At 42.4% G+C, this 17,527-nt stretch carries 9 protein-coding genes; all 9 read left to right on the plus strand.

Going from position 1 to position 17,527, the window contains the following annotated elements:
* The first annotated feature begins 293 nt into the window (after nucleotides 1–293).
* The 9 genes from I5907_RS21940 to I5907_RS15045 all read left to right on the plus strand — a co-directional run bounded on the left by I5907_RS21940 (nucleotide 294) and on the right by I5907_RS15045 (nucleotide 17,290).
* The gene (locus I5907_RS21940; RefSeq protein WP_196991626.1) at nucleotides 294–1,547 is read left to right on the plus strand and encodes a permuted SH3 domain-containing protein; all 1,254 of its coding nucleotides are present in this window, start codon (nucleotides 294–296) and stop codon (nucleotides 1,545–1,547) included.
* Nucleotides 1,548–1,600: 53 nt separating this feature from the next.
* Nucleotides 1,601–2,278 carry an ABC transporter ATP-binding protein gene (locus tag I5907_RS15010; RefSeq protein ID WP_196991627.1) on the plus strand — a complete coding sequence of 226 codons (678 nt, stop codon included), beginning with the start codon at nucleotides 1,601–1,603 and terminating at the stop codon, nucleotides 2,276–2,278.
* A 30-nt stretch (nucleotides 2,279–2,308) separates the two neighbouring features.
* A complete protein-coding gene (locus I5907_RS15015) occupies nucleotides 2,309–2,527 on the plus strand; it encodes a hypothetical protein (RefSeq protein ID WP_196991628.1) in 219 nt (72 codons plus the stop codon).
* 189 nt (nucleotides 2,528–2,716) lie between these two features.
* Complete coding sequence (locus I5907_RS15020) at nucleotides 2,717–5,080, plus strand: ABC transporter permease (protein WP_196991629.1); 2,364 nt, start codon at nucleotides 2,717–2,719, stop codon at nucleotides 5,078–5,080.
* A 295-nt stretch (nucleotides 5,081–5,375) separates the two neighbouring features.
* Nucleotides 5,376–6,413: a DUF4097 family beta strand repeat-containing protein gene (locus tag I5907_RS15025; protein WP_196991630.1), complete on the plus strand. Its 1,038-nt coding sequence runs from the start codon at nucleotides 5,376–5,378 to the stop codon at nucleotides 6,411–6,413.
* Nucleotides 6,414–6,714: 301 nt separating this feature from the next.
* On the plus strand, nucleotides 6,715–9,138 hold the full coding sequence (locus I5907_RS15030) for an ABC transporter permease (protein ID WP_196991631.1): 2,424 nt from the start codon (nucleotides 6,715–6,717) through the stop codon (nucleotides 9,136–9,138).
* Between the two features lie 367 nt (nucleotides 9,139–9,505).
* Nucleotides 9,506–11,947: an ABC transporter permease gene (locus I5907_RS15035; protein WP_196991632.1), complete on the plus strand. Its 2,442-nt coding sequence runs from the start codon at nucleotides 9,506–9,508 to the stop codon at nucleotides 11,945–11,947.
* 164 nt (nucleotides 11,948–12,111) lie between these two features.
* Nucleotides 12,112–14,496 (plus strand): ABC transporter permease, encoded by a 2,385-nt coding sequence (locus tag I5907_RS15040; RefSeq protein ID WP_196991633.1) that lies wholly within the window; start codon nucleotides 12,112–12,114, stop codon nucleotides 14,494–14,496.
* A 370-nt stretch (nucleotides 14,497–14,866) separates the two neighbouring features.
* Nucleotides 14,867–17,290 (plus strand): ABC transporter permease, encoded by a 2,424-nt coding sequence (locus tag I5907_RS15045; protein ID WP_196991634.1) that lies wholly within the window; start codon nucleotides 14,867–14,869, stop codon nucleotides 17,288–17,290.
* The last annotated feature ends 237 nt before the right edge of the window (nucleotides 17,291–17,527 follow it).

Here is a 17,527-nt window from a genome sequence, read left to right on the forward strand (position 1 = left end):
CGGTGTTTTGTAGTAAATCATAACTCGTTGTATTTCAATCGATAATTTTCTGGCACTACTCTTTATTTAATAATGTCGTTCGCAGAAGAATTATGGTGCACAAACCGCGGACTGAAGATGAACAAAGAACAGAAAGATGAAAGGATTGCGACGCAACAGGTGATGCACAAAGTTCTTTAGCCGGTATCAAAAAAAAATTTATTCAAGATAGTTTAGTTTCTCATGTGCAATTCGAACCTGTGTTTCTACACCGGGTTTCTTTTTAAAATTCATAAAGCAAAAAATTTAAAACAGTGGACAGAGTAATTGAAAAAAAGAAATGGAGCAAAAAACGGATACTCACAATTGTAGGTATCGTGGCATTGGCGGGTTTAATATTTGCCAGTATTTATTTTACATCTGGCGGCAGTAAACTGAATGTAGATACTGAACGCATTACCGTAAGCGAAGTAAAGAAAGGCGTGTTCCAGGAAACGATACCTGTAAATGGTGTTGTACTGCCTGAAACATCTATTTACCTGGATGCAGTAGAAGGAGGCCGTGTGGAAGAAAAATATGTGGAAGACGGCACCATTATGAAAAAAGGACAACCTATTTTGCGCCTGAGCAATACTGATCTGGAACTGAGCCTTGTAAACCAGGAAACAGCGGTGTACAACCTGCTTACGCAGATGCAGATAAGCCGCAACGCCGCACAGCAAAATACCATTAACAACCTGAACCAGATGACGGATGTTGACAATGACCTGAAAGAAGCCAAGCGCTTGTATGATCTTAACAAACACCTGTACGAGAACAAGGCAATAGGCTCTCAGGAATACAAACAATCTGAGATCAAATACAATTACCAGGTAGAAAAATCGAAGCTTACGGAGCAGATTTTACAACAGGATTCTGCATCTAACAAACAGCAACTGGCGCAGGCGCAGCAATCTTACCAGGGTTCTCAGAATGCATTGGCCGTAATGCGCAAAAAAGTAGGTGATCTTATCGTACGTTCACCGGTAGACGGCCAGCTTACATCGCTCGATGCAGAAGTTGGACAAAGCAAAAACAAAGGTGAACGTCTGGGGCAGATAGATGTAATGGGCAGCTATAAAGTGCGTGTAGATGTGGATGAACATTATCTTTCCCGCATTTATGCCGGTTTAAAAGGCCATTTCGATTTTGCCGGTAAAAATTATGAACTCGAAATACGCAAAGTGTACAGCCAGATTGTAAACGGCCGTTTCCAGGTAGACATGATCTTTACCGGGAAAATTCCTGAAGGTGTACGCCGCGGACAAACATTGCAGATTTTACTTGCATTGAGCGACGAAAGAGAATCGCTGCTGCTGGCTAAAGGCGGCTTTTACCAGCAAACTGGTGGCAACTGGGTTTTCAAACTGAGCAAAGATGGCTCCACTGCTTACAGGGTAGATATACAACTGGGCAACCAGAACCCTGATTACTACGAAGTGGTAAGCGGTCTTGAGCCTGGCGATAAAGTGGTGACCAGCAGTTATGAGAACTATGATAAAATGCAGGAATTAGTTTTAAAGAAGTAGTAACAAAATAATATATTAAACGTAACACAATAACCAAAATAAAATAACCGGTCATGATAAAAATTACAGACCTCGAAAAAGTGTACCGCACAGAAGAAGTGGAAACCGTTGCACTGAACAAACTAACTGTTGAAGTAAAAGAAGGCGAGTTCGTTGCAGTAATGGGCCCTTCCGGTTGCGGCAAATCAACCCTGCTGAATATTCTTGGTTTATTAGATGATCCGGATGCAGGCAGTTTTGTTTTTAATGGTATTGAAGTAGCCAGGTTCAACGAGCGCAAACGTGCCGACCTGCGCAAACACAACATCGGTTTTGTGTTCCAGAGCTTTAACCTGATTGATGAACTGACCGTTTTTGAAAATGTGGAATTACCACTTATTTATACCGGCGTAAAAGCTGCAGACAGGAAGAAACGTGTAGAAGAAGTACTCGACAAAGTACAGATCATGCACCGCCGCAATCACTATCCACAGCAGCTTTCAGGTGGTCAGCAACAGCGTGTGGCCGTTGCAAGAGCCGTGGTAAACAAGCCCAAACTGATACTGGCCGATGAGCCTACGGGTAACCTCGATTCATCTAACGGTAACGAAGTTATGCAGTTGCTTACAGAATTAAATGAGCAGGGCACAACCATCGTTATGGTTACGCACAGCGAACATGATGCACGCTACAGCCACCGCATTGTACGCATGCTCGACGGGCAAACCGTTACAGAAAATATATTGATCTGATCTTAATATTAACCATCAAATTACACCAACATGAAAGCCATAGCTGCCCATATAGTAAGAGCAACCCTGTTACTTACATTATATGTTTGCTGCAGCAGTTTGGTTTGCTGCGAAGCAGTTAATGTTTCGCTTCCCGAAACGACAAACTCAACAACAGACAACAACAATAAGGGTTTTAACAAGCATACCATAGACGAAGAAATTACGCCGCTGCGTTTGATATCTATTCGTCTTACAGAGTTGTTGTAGCATTTTTATGAGCCGGGCTGCATTGCTGCTATTGAGCACCTGTTGCGTCGCACTCTTGTACTCAAGAAGCGCTGTGCGCCACAGTGCAACACGCTTACAGCACACAACATTGCCGCCGGCACTACATACTATATCAGCAGTAAACACCTGCTGCTGATATCTATTTAACCTATACCAAATTCTCCTGTCATGTTCAAGAATTTTTTCAAAGTTGCTTATAGAAATCTTTTCCGCAACAAAGGGTTCACCTTTATAAATATTGCCGGGCTGGCGGTAGGTATGGCAAGTGCCATGCTTATATTGTTGTGGATACATAATGAGGTTACTTATGATCAGTTTCATGAAAAGAAAGACCGCATTTACGAGGCATGGAACCGTGCAGAATTCAGCGGCGAGCTGCAATGCTGGAACACCACACCAAAAGTGCTCGCCAGAACGCTGGAAAAAGACCTGCCGGAAGTGGAACAGGCGGTACGTGTAGACTGGCAAAACAGCCATCTCTTTAGCGTAGGAGAAAAAAGATTAACCGTAGAAGGTAATATTGTAGATTCAAATTTTCTGCAGGTATTTACGTTCCCGCTTGTAAAAGGCAACCTGAAAACCTGTCTTACAGACCCGCACTCCATTGTACTTACAGAGAAGCTGGCAAAAAAAGTATTTGGTAACGAAGACCCTATGGGCAAGGTTATCAGGATAGATAACAAAGACAATTATACCGTAACAGCTATTGCAAAAGACCTTCCTTCTAATACGCGTTTTGGTTTCGAATATTTATTACCCTGGGCCTTTAAACGTGCACAGGGTGAAGATGATCCTTACTGGGGTAATAACAGCACGAGAACTTATGTACTGCTTAAACCTAATGCATCTGAAGCATCTGCCAATGCAAAAATGAAAGTACTAAAACCAAAGTATGATAAAGATGAACCGAAATGGGAAATGTTTATTTATCCCATCAGCAAATGGCGTTTGTATTCCAGCTTTACCAATGGTAAAGAAGATGGCGGTGGCATGATACAGGTAGTAAGATGGTTTGGCATTATTGCAGGTTTTATACTGCTGATAGCCTGTATCAATTTTATGAACCTGAGCACAGCCCGTAGCGAGAAAAGAGCAAAGGAAGTGGGCATTAGAAAAGTGGTGGGCGCAAAAAAGATCAGTCTCATCAGCCAGTTTATTGGAGAATCTGTCTTACTTGCTTTTGGCGCTGCCGTACTGGCAATCGTTATTGTTCAGTTATGCCTTGATGGTTTTAATACCCTTACTGATAACCGTCTTGAGATAGAATACAGCAACATCAACTTCTGGTTTTCTGCCCTGCTGTTTATCATCTTTACCGGCTTTTTAGCCGGTAGTTACCCGGCATTTTTTCTGTCGTCGTTTCAGCCTGTAAAGGTGCTGAAGGGCACATTTAAAAAGGCCAATGCTTTGGTTACACCACGTAAAGTGCTGGTGGTGCTACAGTTTACCTTTGCCATTATTCTCATTATTTGTACGCTTATCGTTAAGCAACAAATAGACTACGCGCAAAGCCGCGAAACCGGTTACAACAGGAACAACCTTGTATACCACATTTTTACAGGTGATATTGACAAGAACTATTTACTTATCAAAAATGAATTACTGTCATCTGGTATTGCAACAGCAGTAACCAAAACAAGTGCACCTATTACACAAAGCTGGAGTGATGGCTGGGGACAGGAATGGGAAGGCAAAGACCCCAATGATAAAACAGATTTTTACCGGTTTAATGCAGATGAAGGCCTTGGCAAAACGGCAGGTTTAACTTTTGTAAACGGAAGGGATTTCGATCTCAGGCAATTTCCAACAGATTCAACAGGTATGATCATTAATGAGTCTGCATTGAAAGTAATGAAGTTTAAAGACCCGATTGGTAAAATTGTAAAAGACAACGGGCAGGACTGGCATATTGTAGGTGTGATAAAAGATTTCATTCTTACCAATCCGTACGAGCCTACGCGGCCAATGCTGATAGCCGGCGCCAAAGCGTGGTTCCAGACAATGCTGATCAAATTCAACAGCAACAACTCTACAGCTGCCAACCTGAAAAAAGCAGAAACGATTTTCAAGAAGTATAACCCTGAATATCCTTTCGAATACAAATTTGTAGATGAAGAATATGCACGCAAGTTTGAAAATGAAAAACGGCAGGGCACCATGGCAGCCATCTTTGCGGGATTGACCATTTTTATATCCTGCCTCGGTTTGTTTGGTCTTGCTACCTATATGGCTGAGAACCGCATAAAGGAAATTGGTGTACGCAAGGTACTGGGCGCTTCTGTTACGAGCATTACTACCTTACTGTCTAAAGACTTTTTGATATTGGTACTTATTTCGTTTGTTATTGCAGCACCGGTAGCCTGGTGGGCTATGAATTCCTGGCTGCAGAGTTACAACTATCGTGTGCCGATTGCGTGGTGGATATTTGTAATTACACTGCTGTTGTCTGTCTTTATTGCCATTGCAACAGTTAGCTACCAGGCTATAAAAGCCGCGATAGCAAATCCTGTGAAGAGTTTGAGGACGGAATAGGGTTGAGTCAGAGGGGAAAGCGGCGGTGAGTGGTAAAGAGAAAAAGGGAAGCAATATTTAAGTGCGGCAATAAAGAAGATTATTTTAAAAATATTTTACCTGCACTGTAACCTTACGCACTGGTAAACGTTTGACATGAAACACCGCTTATTGCTGACAGTTATATGAGGCAACAATGTAACAACACATCGAAAAGCTGAATAAAGATTTGCAGTACAAGTGAGTGACACAACGAAGACGGGAAAAGATCTGTAGCCCGTTACCAAAAATAATCGCACAAAAAAAAATCACAAACATGAAAAAGTATTTATTGTTTTTACTGGCTGCCTCTTCAACAGCCTTTACCGTTAATGCACAGGATAGCAAAGAACCTTACCTGACACAATCATTAAGCACCGAAACAATTAAGCAGGTAAATGTTGAAACCAGCGGTGGCAGCATTGCGGTAAGTGGCACATCTGCAGGTGAAGCCCGTATTGAAATGTGGGTAAACGCCAATAATATGAAGAACACACTTTCAAAAGAAGAAATTAAAAAACGACTGGAAGAAGATTATGTGGTGAAGATAAATGTATCTGGCAATACACTTACGGCCACTGCTAAAAACAAAAGTAATAACTGGGACTGGAAAAGATCTTTGAGTATTTCATTCAAGATATATGTTCCGTCTAACGTGTCTACCGATCTTAGTACAAGCGGTGGAAGTATTAAACTGAGCGAATTGAACGGTTCACAAAATTTCAGAACAAGCGGCGGCAGTTTGAAAATAGATAAAGTATCCGGAAGGATTGATGGCAAAACAAGTGGCGGCAGCATTACGGTTACCAACTGCAGCGATAACATTGATCTTAGCACAAGCGGTGGTTCTATTACTGCTGATAACTGCAAAGGAAGCATGGAACTTTCTACCAGCGGCGGCTCTTTGCATCTTTCAAATCTTGATGGCACAACGCAGGCAAATACAAGCGGCGGCAGGATAGATGCCGATAACATTAAAGGTAAACTTTCTGCTTCTACCAGTGGTGGCAGTGTACACCTCAGCAACATTCGCGGTACACTTGAAACATCTACCAGCGGTGGCAGTATGGATATTCAGATAGCTGAGCTTGGTGAATATGTAAAAGTGAGCAATTCTGGTGGTGGCATAGATATTATACTTCCTGCAAACAAGGGCCTGGATGTTGACTTACATGGTAACAGGGTGAAAGTAAACCCGATGAACAATTTTAGTGGCGATACTGATGATAACAGTATAAGAGGCACAATGAATGGTGGTGGTACACCTGTAAAAGTACACGCCGGCAGCGGTCATGTAAATGTAACATTCAAATAAAAAAACTTGCTGGTTGTAGTCAACACAGGCAGTTATAATGCAGCTCACAGAGCTGCATTTTTTTTGCACATATTTTTTGGGTTTTGTGTTGCACAAGGTGATGCAGCAAAGGCAAACATCAACCAGCTGTTTTATTTGTATCGATAGTGAACGAAAGCTGTATCAAAAGCGTACACCACTATTCTGTAAATACTCAGTAAATCATTGAAAACCATATGGTTATTTGTTGGCACAATTGTTTTTACAAGGTAAAACGAATATTTTCGTTTTGATCGTTTTTCATACCGGAAACTTTACACTTATGTTTCGCACTTATTTAAAAACAGCCTGGAGAACACTAATAAGAAATAAAGCTTACAGCGCTATCAACATCAGTGGTCTCGCCATAGGAATAGCAGCCTGCCTGCTGATTTTTGTAGTAGTACAGTTTGAATTAAGTTATGACGCCTTTCAGCCAAACATCGATCGTATTTACCGCGTGGTAACTACAGAAAAGCATGGTGACGGAAGTATGGGGCGAAATCCTGGTATTCCATGCCCGGCCTATGAGGCTTTAAAAGCTGATTTTCCGCAGCTTGAAAAAATTGTACCGATGAATGTTTCATCGGGCAACCAGGTAACCGTATTGGGCAGCGACCCAAATACAGATGCTGCCTCCAGTAAGAAATTTATTGAAGATGAAAATATAGCTTTTACCACACCTGATTACTTTGACATGTTCAGCGTTAAATGGCTGAGCGGCACTGCATCATCGCTTAAAGAGCCGGGCAATGTGGTACTCACCAAAGCGCAGGCAGAAAAATATTTTACAGATTATAAAAATGCCACCGGGAGATTTTTAAAAATAGACAATGCCTTATTGCTGAAAGTTAGTGGTGTGGTAACCGATGCACCGCTCAACAGCGATATGATCATGGGTATGTTTATATCTTATGAATCTTTTAAAAACAAACCTGACATATTTGGCTACAGCACCGACTGGGGTAACCTCAGCAGTAACCACCAGGTATTTGTGCTGCTTCCCAAAAATGCAACTGCCGCTGCAATACAGGCAAAGCTGCCGGATTTTGTAAAGAAGCATTACAACGAAACGAATGGTAAGAAAGAGCAGTTGTTACAGCCCTTTCGCGACATACATTTTGATGGTAACTATGGTAGTCTCGGCAATCACAGTACCGATAAGAATATTTTATGGACGCTGGCATTTATTGGTGTTCTCGTCATCATTATGGCGTCTATCAACTTCGTTAACTTATCTACCGCGCAGGCCGTTGGCAGAAGTAAAGAAGTAGGCATAAGGAAAGTATTGGGCAGCAAACGCGGACAACTCATCTACCAGGTAATGGGCGAAACATTCATCATCGTTGTCATGTCTGCATTACTGGCGGTTTGCATTGCGAAGATCGCTATGCCTTTTATGTCAAATGTGGCAAGCCTGCCAGATGGTGTATCGTTGTTAAGCGTACCCACGATCATCTTCCTTTTTGCAGTAGTCATTGTTGTTACGCTGTTATCCGGTTTTTACCCGGCGCTTATCGTTTCAGGGTTTAAACCTGTACTGGCATTAAAAAGTAAGATTACTTCCGCAAGCGTTGGCGGTATCTCGCTCAGGAGAGCGCTTGTTGTTACACAGTTCGCCATTTCACAAATACTCATCATTGGTACAATCGTCGCGGTAAGCCAGATGAATCATGTACGCAACGCAGACCTCGGTTTCAATAAAGATGCATTACTTATTCTGCCTGCTTATGCTGACAGTGCCAACCTTGCACGCATGGAGCCATTAAAACAGCAACTGTTGCAAAACCCGGGCGTGGTAAGTGTTTCATTCTGCAGCGATGAAGTTTCTTCCAGCAACAACTGGGCGTCCAACTTTGCATTTGATCATAAAGAAGACGAAGATTACCCGGTATTTCACAAGTTTGGCGATGCTGATTATATGAGTACCTACGGTGTAAAATTTCTTGCCGGCAGAAACTATGCAAAGAGCGACACCATGAAAGAAATGGTCATCAATGAAACGCTGATGCGCAAGCTTGGTTATACTGATGCGCAGAAAATAATTGGTAAAGATATGCGCATAGGGTCCGGTAGCTGGTACCCGGTTGTAGGTGTGGTAAAAGATTTCCAGACCAACTCGTTGAAAGATGAAACAAAGCCCATCATGATTGCTGCCAAAAAAGATTTTTACTTCAACATAGCTGTGAAAGTAAATACAAACAATCTTAAAGGCACCACCGCGCAGATCCAAAAACTGTGGGAGAAAACATATCCTGAATATGCCTACAACAGTCACTTTGCAGATGAAACTATTGAAAATTTTTACAGGCAGGAAACACAGCTTGCACTACTCTATAAAATTTTTGCAGGCATAGCCATCTTCATTTCCTGTCTTGGTTTATATGGCCTCGTTTCTTTCATGGCTTCTCAAAAAACAAAAGAAGTGGGTATAAGAAAAGTACTGGGTGCAAGTGTAAGCAGCATTGTGGTCATGTTTTCCAAAGAATTTACCATATTAATAAGCATTGCATTTGTTATAGCCGTACCTGTAGCATGGTTTATAATGAATGGCTGGCTGCAGGATTTTCAATACCGTATCACCATTGGCATTGGTGTATTTCTGCTGGCAATTTTTACTTCGCTCATCATTGCATGGATAACAGTTGGCTACAAAGCTGTAAAAGCTGCACTGGTTAATCCTGTAAAGAGTTTGAAAAGCGAGTAGGAGAGAGATGGTCACTGGTGAATGGTCAAGGTTTATGCTGCATTTTGATTAGTCAATTTGTCAACTTTTTTAACGTCCCGCTCCTTTGGAGAGCAATGTATGCTGAGGTGTTATCAGTCAATCTTTGCAGCGGCTTCAGGGATGCAGTCTTTCAATCTTTTGAAACACGTTAATATGCGTTTTAAAAAGATAATGTACCAGACTCCAGTACATGCATGAAGCTGCTGTTGCGTCGCACACTTGTACTGTTGAAGCATGATGCAGCAAACGCGAAGACCGAAGCGTAGATAATTATTAAAAAAAGATTCCACCCTTGCCGTTACAAAAGCTTGTAACAATCGTATTACAAACAGCAAAAAATTATTGTATGCTCAGCAACTATTTTAAAATCGCATTCAGAAATCTTTGGAAAAACAAAGGTTACAGTGCCATCAATATTTTTGGGCTGGCCATTGGGCTTGCAACGTGCTTACTTATCACGCTATACGTAATAGATGAACTTAGCTACGATAAATTCAATACCAATGCAGACCGCATCTACAGGATCAATTCAGATATCAAATATGGTGGCGGCAATCTGCATATGGTGCAGACCGCAGATATGATGGGCCCAACATTGAAAAAAGATTACCCGCAGGTAGAAGAATACACACGTATTTATGCAAATGAAGGTTCCAAGCTTATAAGAAAAGGCAATGAATTCATCAACGAAGAAAAGATTGCCTATGCAGATTCAACGTTATTCAGTGTTTTCACTTTTCCTGCAATAGATGGCAATACCAAAACTGCGCTCAACGAACCAAACACAGTGGTGGTAACAGAAGCGGCAGCACAAAAATATTTTTCCACCACCAATGTGCTTGGCAAAACGCTCGAAATAAGGAATCAAACAGGCACAACGTCCTTCAAGATAACGGCAGTAATTAAAAATCTACCACACAATGCGCATTTCAATTTTGATATTTTCTTATCTATGAAAAGTGCAGATTACCAGTGGGGCCAGTTTACCAGTCACAACTTCAGCACTTATCTTTTGCTAAAGCCGGGTACAGACTATAAAGCATTTGAAAAGAATTTTGAACAGTACATCAATGCATATGTGTTACCTTATGTACAGCAGTTCATCAAGATCAGCAGCATGGAAGAATTCAGGAAATCGGGTAATACGCTGCATTATTCACTGATTCCGCTTACCCGCATTCACCTGTACAGCGATTATAATTTTGAGTTAAGCCCTTCCGGCAATATTCAGTATGTCTATATTTTTTCTGCTGTAGCCCTTTTCATACTCATTATAGCCTGCATCAACTTTATGAACCTGAGTACGGCGCGCAGTGCCAACAGGGCAAAAGAAGTGGGCATAAGAAAAGTACTGGGTACGGAAAGAAAAACACTCATCAAGCAATTCCTGATTGAATCAACCATCACTGCTTTTATCGCTTTATTGATAGCGCTTACTGCGGCATACCTCGTGCTGCCGCTGTTCAACAATGTAGCAGATAAATCGCTCGCATTAAACGACCTGCTTGATTTAAAGATCCTTCCCTTCATCATATTATTGCCGGTGATCGTTGGCTTGCTGGCGGGCAGCTACCCGGCGCTGTTTTTATCGGGCTTTAAACCTATTACGGTATTGAAAGGCAGTGCCAATACAGGCTTTAAAAAAAGCAACCTTCGAAATGTATTGGTAGTTTTCCAGTTTACAACATCGGTAATGCTCATTATAGCTACAATAATTGTGTACCGCCAGTTGCATTACATACAAAACGCAAAGCTGGGTTACAATAAAGACCAGGTACTGATCATAAATGATACGTATGCACTTAATAACAATGTGCAGGCATTTAAAAATGAAGTGCTCAGCATGAAAGGTGTAAAGAGTGGCACAATAAGCGCTTACCTGCCGGTATCCAGTTCATCGCGCAGCGACAATACTTATTCTACCAGCCCTGTAATGGATGTGCGCAGCGGTATTGATATGCAAACGTGGACCATTGATTATGACTACATCGGTACAATGGGTATGGAAATCGTAAAAGGGAGAAACTTCTCAAAACAATATGGCACCGATTCAACCGCAGTGCTGGTTACAGAAACAACTGCAAAACTAATGGGGTATAAAGACCCTGTGGGAAAAACGCTATATGCGCCTTCAAATGTTCCCAATGATAACACCATGCTTCCGCTCACGGTGATCGGTGTGGTTAAAGACTTCCATTTTGAATCTTTACGCCAGAGCATTGGCCCTTTGTGCATGCGCCTGGGCAACAGCACGGGAATTACTTCCTTTAAAATAAGCGCAGCCGATGCAGGTGGTCTTATACAACAGATAGAACAAAAGTGGAAAGCTATGGCTTCAGGTTTGCCATTCAGTTACCGCTTTATGGATAATTCATTCGACGAAATGTATAAGAGTGAACAACGTGCGGGCACACTTGCCATCGTGTTTGCAATACTTGCGGTATTAATAGCCTGTCTGGGTTTGTTTGGCCTTGTTACATATATGGCAGAGCAACGAACCAAAGAGATTGGCATCAGGAAAGTATTGGGTGCATCTGTATCAAATGTTGTAGCAATGTTGTCAAAAGACTTTTTGTTACTCGTGGGTATCGCATGCATCATTGCTTTCCCGGTTGCCGGCATTGCCATGAATGACTGGTTAAAAGATTTTGCTTACCGCATTAACCTGGAGTGGTGGGTATTTGTACTCGCGGGTATTGTCGCGTTGGCCATTGCATTATTTACTGTAAGCTTCCAGGCTGTTAAGGCAGCATTGTCAAACCCGGTGAAGAGCCTGAGAACGGAATAGTTAACGTAGAGCCTGTGAAAGATGCGAAGCAACATGTACAATATAGAATGCCCGTATCCGGAGCCACCTGCCGATCAATGATCTGAAAGTACAAGTGAGTGACACAACAGGCGATGACCAATGAACCAAAAGCTAAGTACATAAACACATTACAATTACCTTTTATGATAAAGAATTATTTTATAATCGCATGGCGAAACCTGGTAAAGAATAAGGTGTATTCTTTTATAAATATACTTGGTCTTGCTGCCGGTATGGCTGTGGTTATACTGATAGGTCTTTGGATATGGGATGAAATAACTTTTGATAAATACCATGCCAGTCACGACCGTGTTGCACAGGTAATGACAACGTATACAGACGACCATGGTAAAAAAAGTACCGGCGAAGCTACAGCCATGCCACTGGCACCTGAACTGCGCAGTAAGTTTGGCGGAGATTTTAAAAATGTGTCCATGACTTCATGGAACTTCGGCCACATCATTGCCGTAGGAGAGAAGAAAATCTCGGCCAATGGTATGTGGGCAGAGCAGCCGTTTCCTTCCATGCTATCACTGAAAATGGAGAAAGGCAATATCAATGCACTGGACGATCCTTCTTCTATTTTGATCAACGCATCAACCGCTGTTGCATTATTTGGCAATACAGATGCGATTGGTAAAACAGTGAAAATCGATAACAAACTGGACTTTAAAGTGGCCGGTGTGTTTGAAGATCTGCCACGCAATACCACGCTGCGTGAGGCCAAACTTTTTATACCATGGAAAAAATACCTCGAGACAGAGGAGTGGTTAAAAAATGCCCAGACGCAGTGGAACAACCATTCTTTTCAAACCTTTGTAGAGCTGGCGCCAAATGCAGATGTGGAAAAGGTTACCGCTAAAATAAAAGATGCTTCCATGAAGCATAAGAATGCTGCTACAGAAGGCGTGGAAGAGCTTGTTTTACAACCCATGAACAACTGGCACCTGTATAGTGAATTTAAGGATGGTGTGGCTGCCGGCGGGCGTATTCAGTTTGTGTGGTTGTTTGCCATCATAGGCATTTTTGTGTTACTGCTGGCCTGCATCAATTTTATGAACCTTAGTACTGCACGCAGCGAAAAACGTGCAAAAGAAGTAGGTATACGTAAAGCGGTAGGCTCATTAAGGCAACAACTGGTAGGCCAGTTTTTAAGTGAGTCAATACTTGTTGCATTGTGTGCTTTTGTGTTATCAATAATATTAGTGTTGTTGATGATGCCACTATTTAACCGCATGGCCGATAAGGAAATGTCGCTTCCGTGGTCTACCGGTGTATTTTGGTTTATTGCTATTGCATTTACCGTAATAACCGGTTTAATTGCGGGTAGCTATCCGGCATTTTTTCTTTCGCGTTTTGAACCCATCAAAGTATTAAAAGGTACATTTCGTGTGGGGCGCTTCGCATCATTACCACGCAAGGTACTGGTGGTTATACAATTTACTTTTTCCATTGCTTTAATTATAGGTACCATCATTGTTTTTAAACAAATTGAGTTTGCCAGGAACAGACCCGTAGGCTACAACCGCGAAGGTTTACTTACGATAAGTATGACCACGCCAGACCTTTATGGCCATTATGATGCAATAAGGCAGGATCTGCTTGGTACGGGCGTTGTAACCAATATGGCCGAATCTTCCAGCCCTACAACAGGTGTGTGGGCTAACCAGATTGGCTTTAACTGGCAGGGTAAAGATCCGGCAACATTGCCTTCATTTGGCACTATAGCGGTTACAGAAGATTTTGGTAAAACGATTGGCTGGAAACTTAAAGAAGGCAGGGATTTTTCAAGAGACTTTTCTGATAGTCTCAGCATAATCATTAACGAGTCTGCTGCAAAGCTGATCAATATGAAAGGCGGTGTGTTAAATAAAATTGTGCAGCAGGACGACGCTAACTATACCGTGGTGGGCATTATACAGGATATGGTAATGGAATCGCCATACACCCCTATAAAACCCACAATATTTTTTTACAGCCGCAACTGGGTAAACGTTATAACCGTAAAGATAAAACCCGGCGCTCCTTTGCAAACAGCTTTAGGCAAAATTGAGACGGTGTTCAAAAAATACAATCCCGGTGCGCCATTCGATTTTAAGTTTACTGACCAGGAATATGCAGAGAAATTTTCAGATGAGCAGCGCATAGGCAATCTCGCTACTTTCTTCACTGTTCTTGCCATATTTATTTCCTGTCTTGGATTGTTTGGCCTGGCTGCCTTTGTTGCAGAACAGCGTACCAAAGAAATTGGTGTACGCAAAGTACTGGGCGCATCTGTGTTTAACCTGTGGCAGATGCTCTCTAAAGATTTTGCATGGCTTGTAGTTATCTCCTGTTTTATTGCCGTGCCGCTTGCCTGGTATTATCTCAGCGGCTGGCTGGAGCAGTATGAGTACAAGACAGACATATCATGGTGGGTGTTTGTGCTGGCTTGTGCAGGTGCTATGCTTGTAACAATTATTACGGTAAGTTTTCAATCGATCAGGGCAGCGCTCTCTAATCCCGTAAAAAGTTTGCGGACAGAGTAAAGGGCGTGAATGGTTAATCGTGAATGGTCAATGGTGAATTTACTTCACTGAAGTATTGCAGGTACCATCCAGTTCCTTCTCCTTTGGAGAGGGAATTTGGTTGAGATTAAGTTGAAACTGATGTACCAGGCAACAGAATAAGCATGAGGCTTCTGTTGCGTCGCACACTTGTACTGTTGAAGCATGATGCAGCAAACGCGAAGATTGAAGCGGACAGATGATCGTATCACTTCGGCCTGTTTGTCTCTGCTTTACTGCCTGCCGTTCCGGAAGTACAAGTGAGTGACACAACAGGCGGTGAGCAGTGTTCCAAAAGTCCGTAACATCATTTTCCTGTATAGTATATTTTATCATTTCAAAATGTTCTCACATGCTTAGAAGCTATTTTAAAATTGCATGGCGCAATATGATGCGTCACAAGGCTTATGCGGCGATCAATGTTCTGGGGCTTGCAATCGGTATTGCTGCATGCTTACTAATTCTGCAATACGTGTCTTTTGAGCTGAGTTACGAAAATTTCCAGGTAAACAAGGACCGCGTCTATCGCGTGCAGCAGGACAGGTACGATAATGGCAAACTGAGTACACAATGGGCTGCAGGTGCTTTTGCAGTTGGTAATTCGTTTAAAGATGCCATACCCGAAATTGAAGATTATGTAAAGGTGGTAGGCACCGGCCGGGTAACAACGGAGATTGCCAACCAACCGATAAAAATTGAAAAGGTTTTCTTTGCCACCAATTCATTTTTCAGTGTGTTTACTTATCCGTTGCTGGGGGGCAATAAAGCCAAAGTATTGGACGAACCTTTTACTGCGGCTTTATCAGAAACAACCGCTAAAAAGATATTTGGCACAACGAATGTAGTAGGCAAACCACTGGCCATTAACCGCAACAGCAACTTTACCATTACTGCAGTGTATAAAGATGCGCCTGCCAATACACAACTGAAGCCGGATCTGCTGCTGTCTTACGCCACGTTCAAAAAACTGAACACAGATTCTTCCGGCAACGGCCCCGAAACGGCCTGGATGTGGGACGGTTGTCTTACTTACTTACTATTAAAACCAACAGCAGATCCTGCTGTTGTAGAGAAAAAATTTGTACCTGTGGTAGATAAGTTTACTGCGCAGGACATGAAGAATTATAACGCAGGTGTAATCTATCATTTGCAGTCATTAAAAGATATTCACCTCTATTCCCACTATATGATGGAGCCCGGCGAAACCGGTGATGGCAAAACGGTGTACCTGTTGCTGGGCATTGCTTTCTTTATCGTCATTATTGCATGGGTAAATTATATAAACCTGGCAACTGCCCGTGCCATCACGAGGGCAAGGGAAGTTGGTGTACGTAAAGCAATCGGCTCGCAAAGAAAGCAACTGGTGCTGCAATTTCTTTCAGAGTCTGCATTACTCAATGGTTTGGCATTGTTACTGGCAGTTATTATTGTTTTAGTTGCCATTCCGGGCTTCAACAATATTTCAGGCCAGCAGCTGTCATTCACGCTTTTTGCAAAAGCCGATTTCTGGCTTGGCCTTGTTACGCTGTTTACGATCGGCGTGTTTTTCTCAGGTCTTTACCCGGCATTTGTACTATCCGGCTTTAAACCTATTGATGTATTAAAAGGTAAACTCGGTACCACCAGGCAGGGCGCATTGCTCAGGAAATCGCTTGTTGTTTTCCAGTTTGCTGCATCGTTGTTTTTGTTGATTGGTACTGTTACAGTATACCAGCAAATTCAATACATGCGTAAACAATCGCTTGGTTTAAACATCGCACAAACCCTTGTTGTTCCGTCGCCTGTTGTTGGTATAGACTCTACGTTCCTGCAAAAAATAACGGCCTTTAAACAGGAACTGCAAAAGCAATCAGCAATAAAGAACATTACCGTTTCAACCAGTATACCGGGTGAGGCCGTTGGCTGGAATGCAGGTGGTATAAAGCTTATAGAACAGGATGAATCTAAACAGAAACAGTACCGTGTAATTGGTGTTGACTACGATTATATGGGCACATATGGTTTAAAAATGATCGCCGGCCGCGCATTTTCAAAAGATTTTGGTTCAGATAAAAACTCCGTGATCTTTAACCGCAAAGGCGTGGAACAACTTGGTTTCAATAACCCGCAGGATGCTGTTGGTAAGAAGATTGATTTCTGGGGCGATCAATATACAATAGAAGGTGTTGCCGAAAACTTCCACCAGCAATCGTTGCGCGAAGCGTATGAGCCATTGATACTGCGTTTAATGCCCGATGTAAACGGGTACATCTCTGTTAAAACAACTGCTGCCAACGCAGCACAAACCATCAATGGTGTAAAAGCAGAGTGGGCAAAATTCTTTCCGGGCAATACATTCGAATATTTTTTCCTCGACGATCATTTTGATGCGCAATACAAGGCTGATCAGCGTTTTGGCCAGGTATTCACCTTGTTCACCAGCCTTGCCATACTCGTGGCATGCCTTGGTTTATTCGGGCTTGCATCGTTTACAACCCTGCAACGCACCAAAGAAATCGGCATCAGAAAAGTATTGGGTGCATCCGTAAGTACCATCCTGCGATTGCTGTTTAAAGAGTTTGCGTTGTTGCTGCTGATTGCTTTTGTGATCGCTGTACCGGTTGCATGGCTGTCAACCAGCAAATGGCTGCAGGATTATGCGTTTCGTATAGACATACATTGGTCATTCTTCGTGTTGCCTTTTGTGGTCATTATTGCCATTGCATTGTTAACCGTAAGTTTCCAGTCTATAAAGGCAGCACTTGCCAACCCGGTAAAGAGTTTGAGAACGGAGTAGGGCGTGCGGCGCTGGTTTCAAAGTCCCTATCGAAAGGAGAGGGATTTTGGGTGAGGGGAACAAAGCATTAAATAAAATGTATGATGAGGTCAGCTTCGGTACGTACAGCAGCTTCTGTTGTGTCACTCACTTGTGCACTTGTATCTTTATTCGGCAAAGCGAAGATCTAAGCAAAGAACCCAGGAGAATTTTTTGATAACCTGTAACAAAACAATTGCATACACGTATAACAGGTGT

Origin of the sequence: Panacibacter microcysteis (assembly GCF_015831355.1) — a bacterium.
Classification (GTDB): Bacteria; Bacteroidota; Bacteroidia; order Chitinophagales; family Chitinophagaceae; genus Panacibacter; species Panacibacter microcysteis.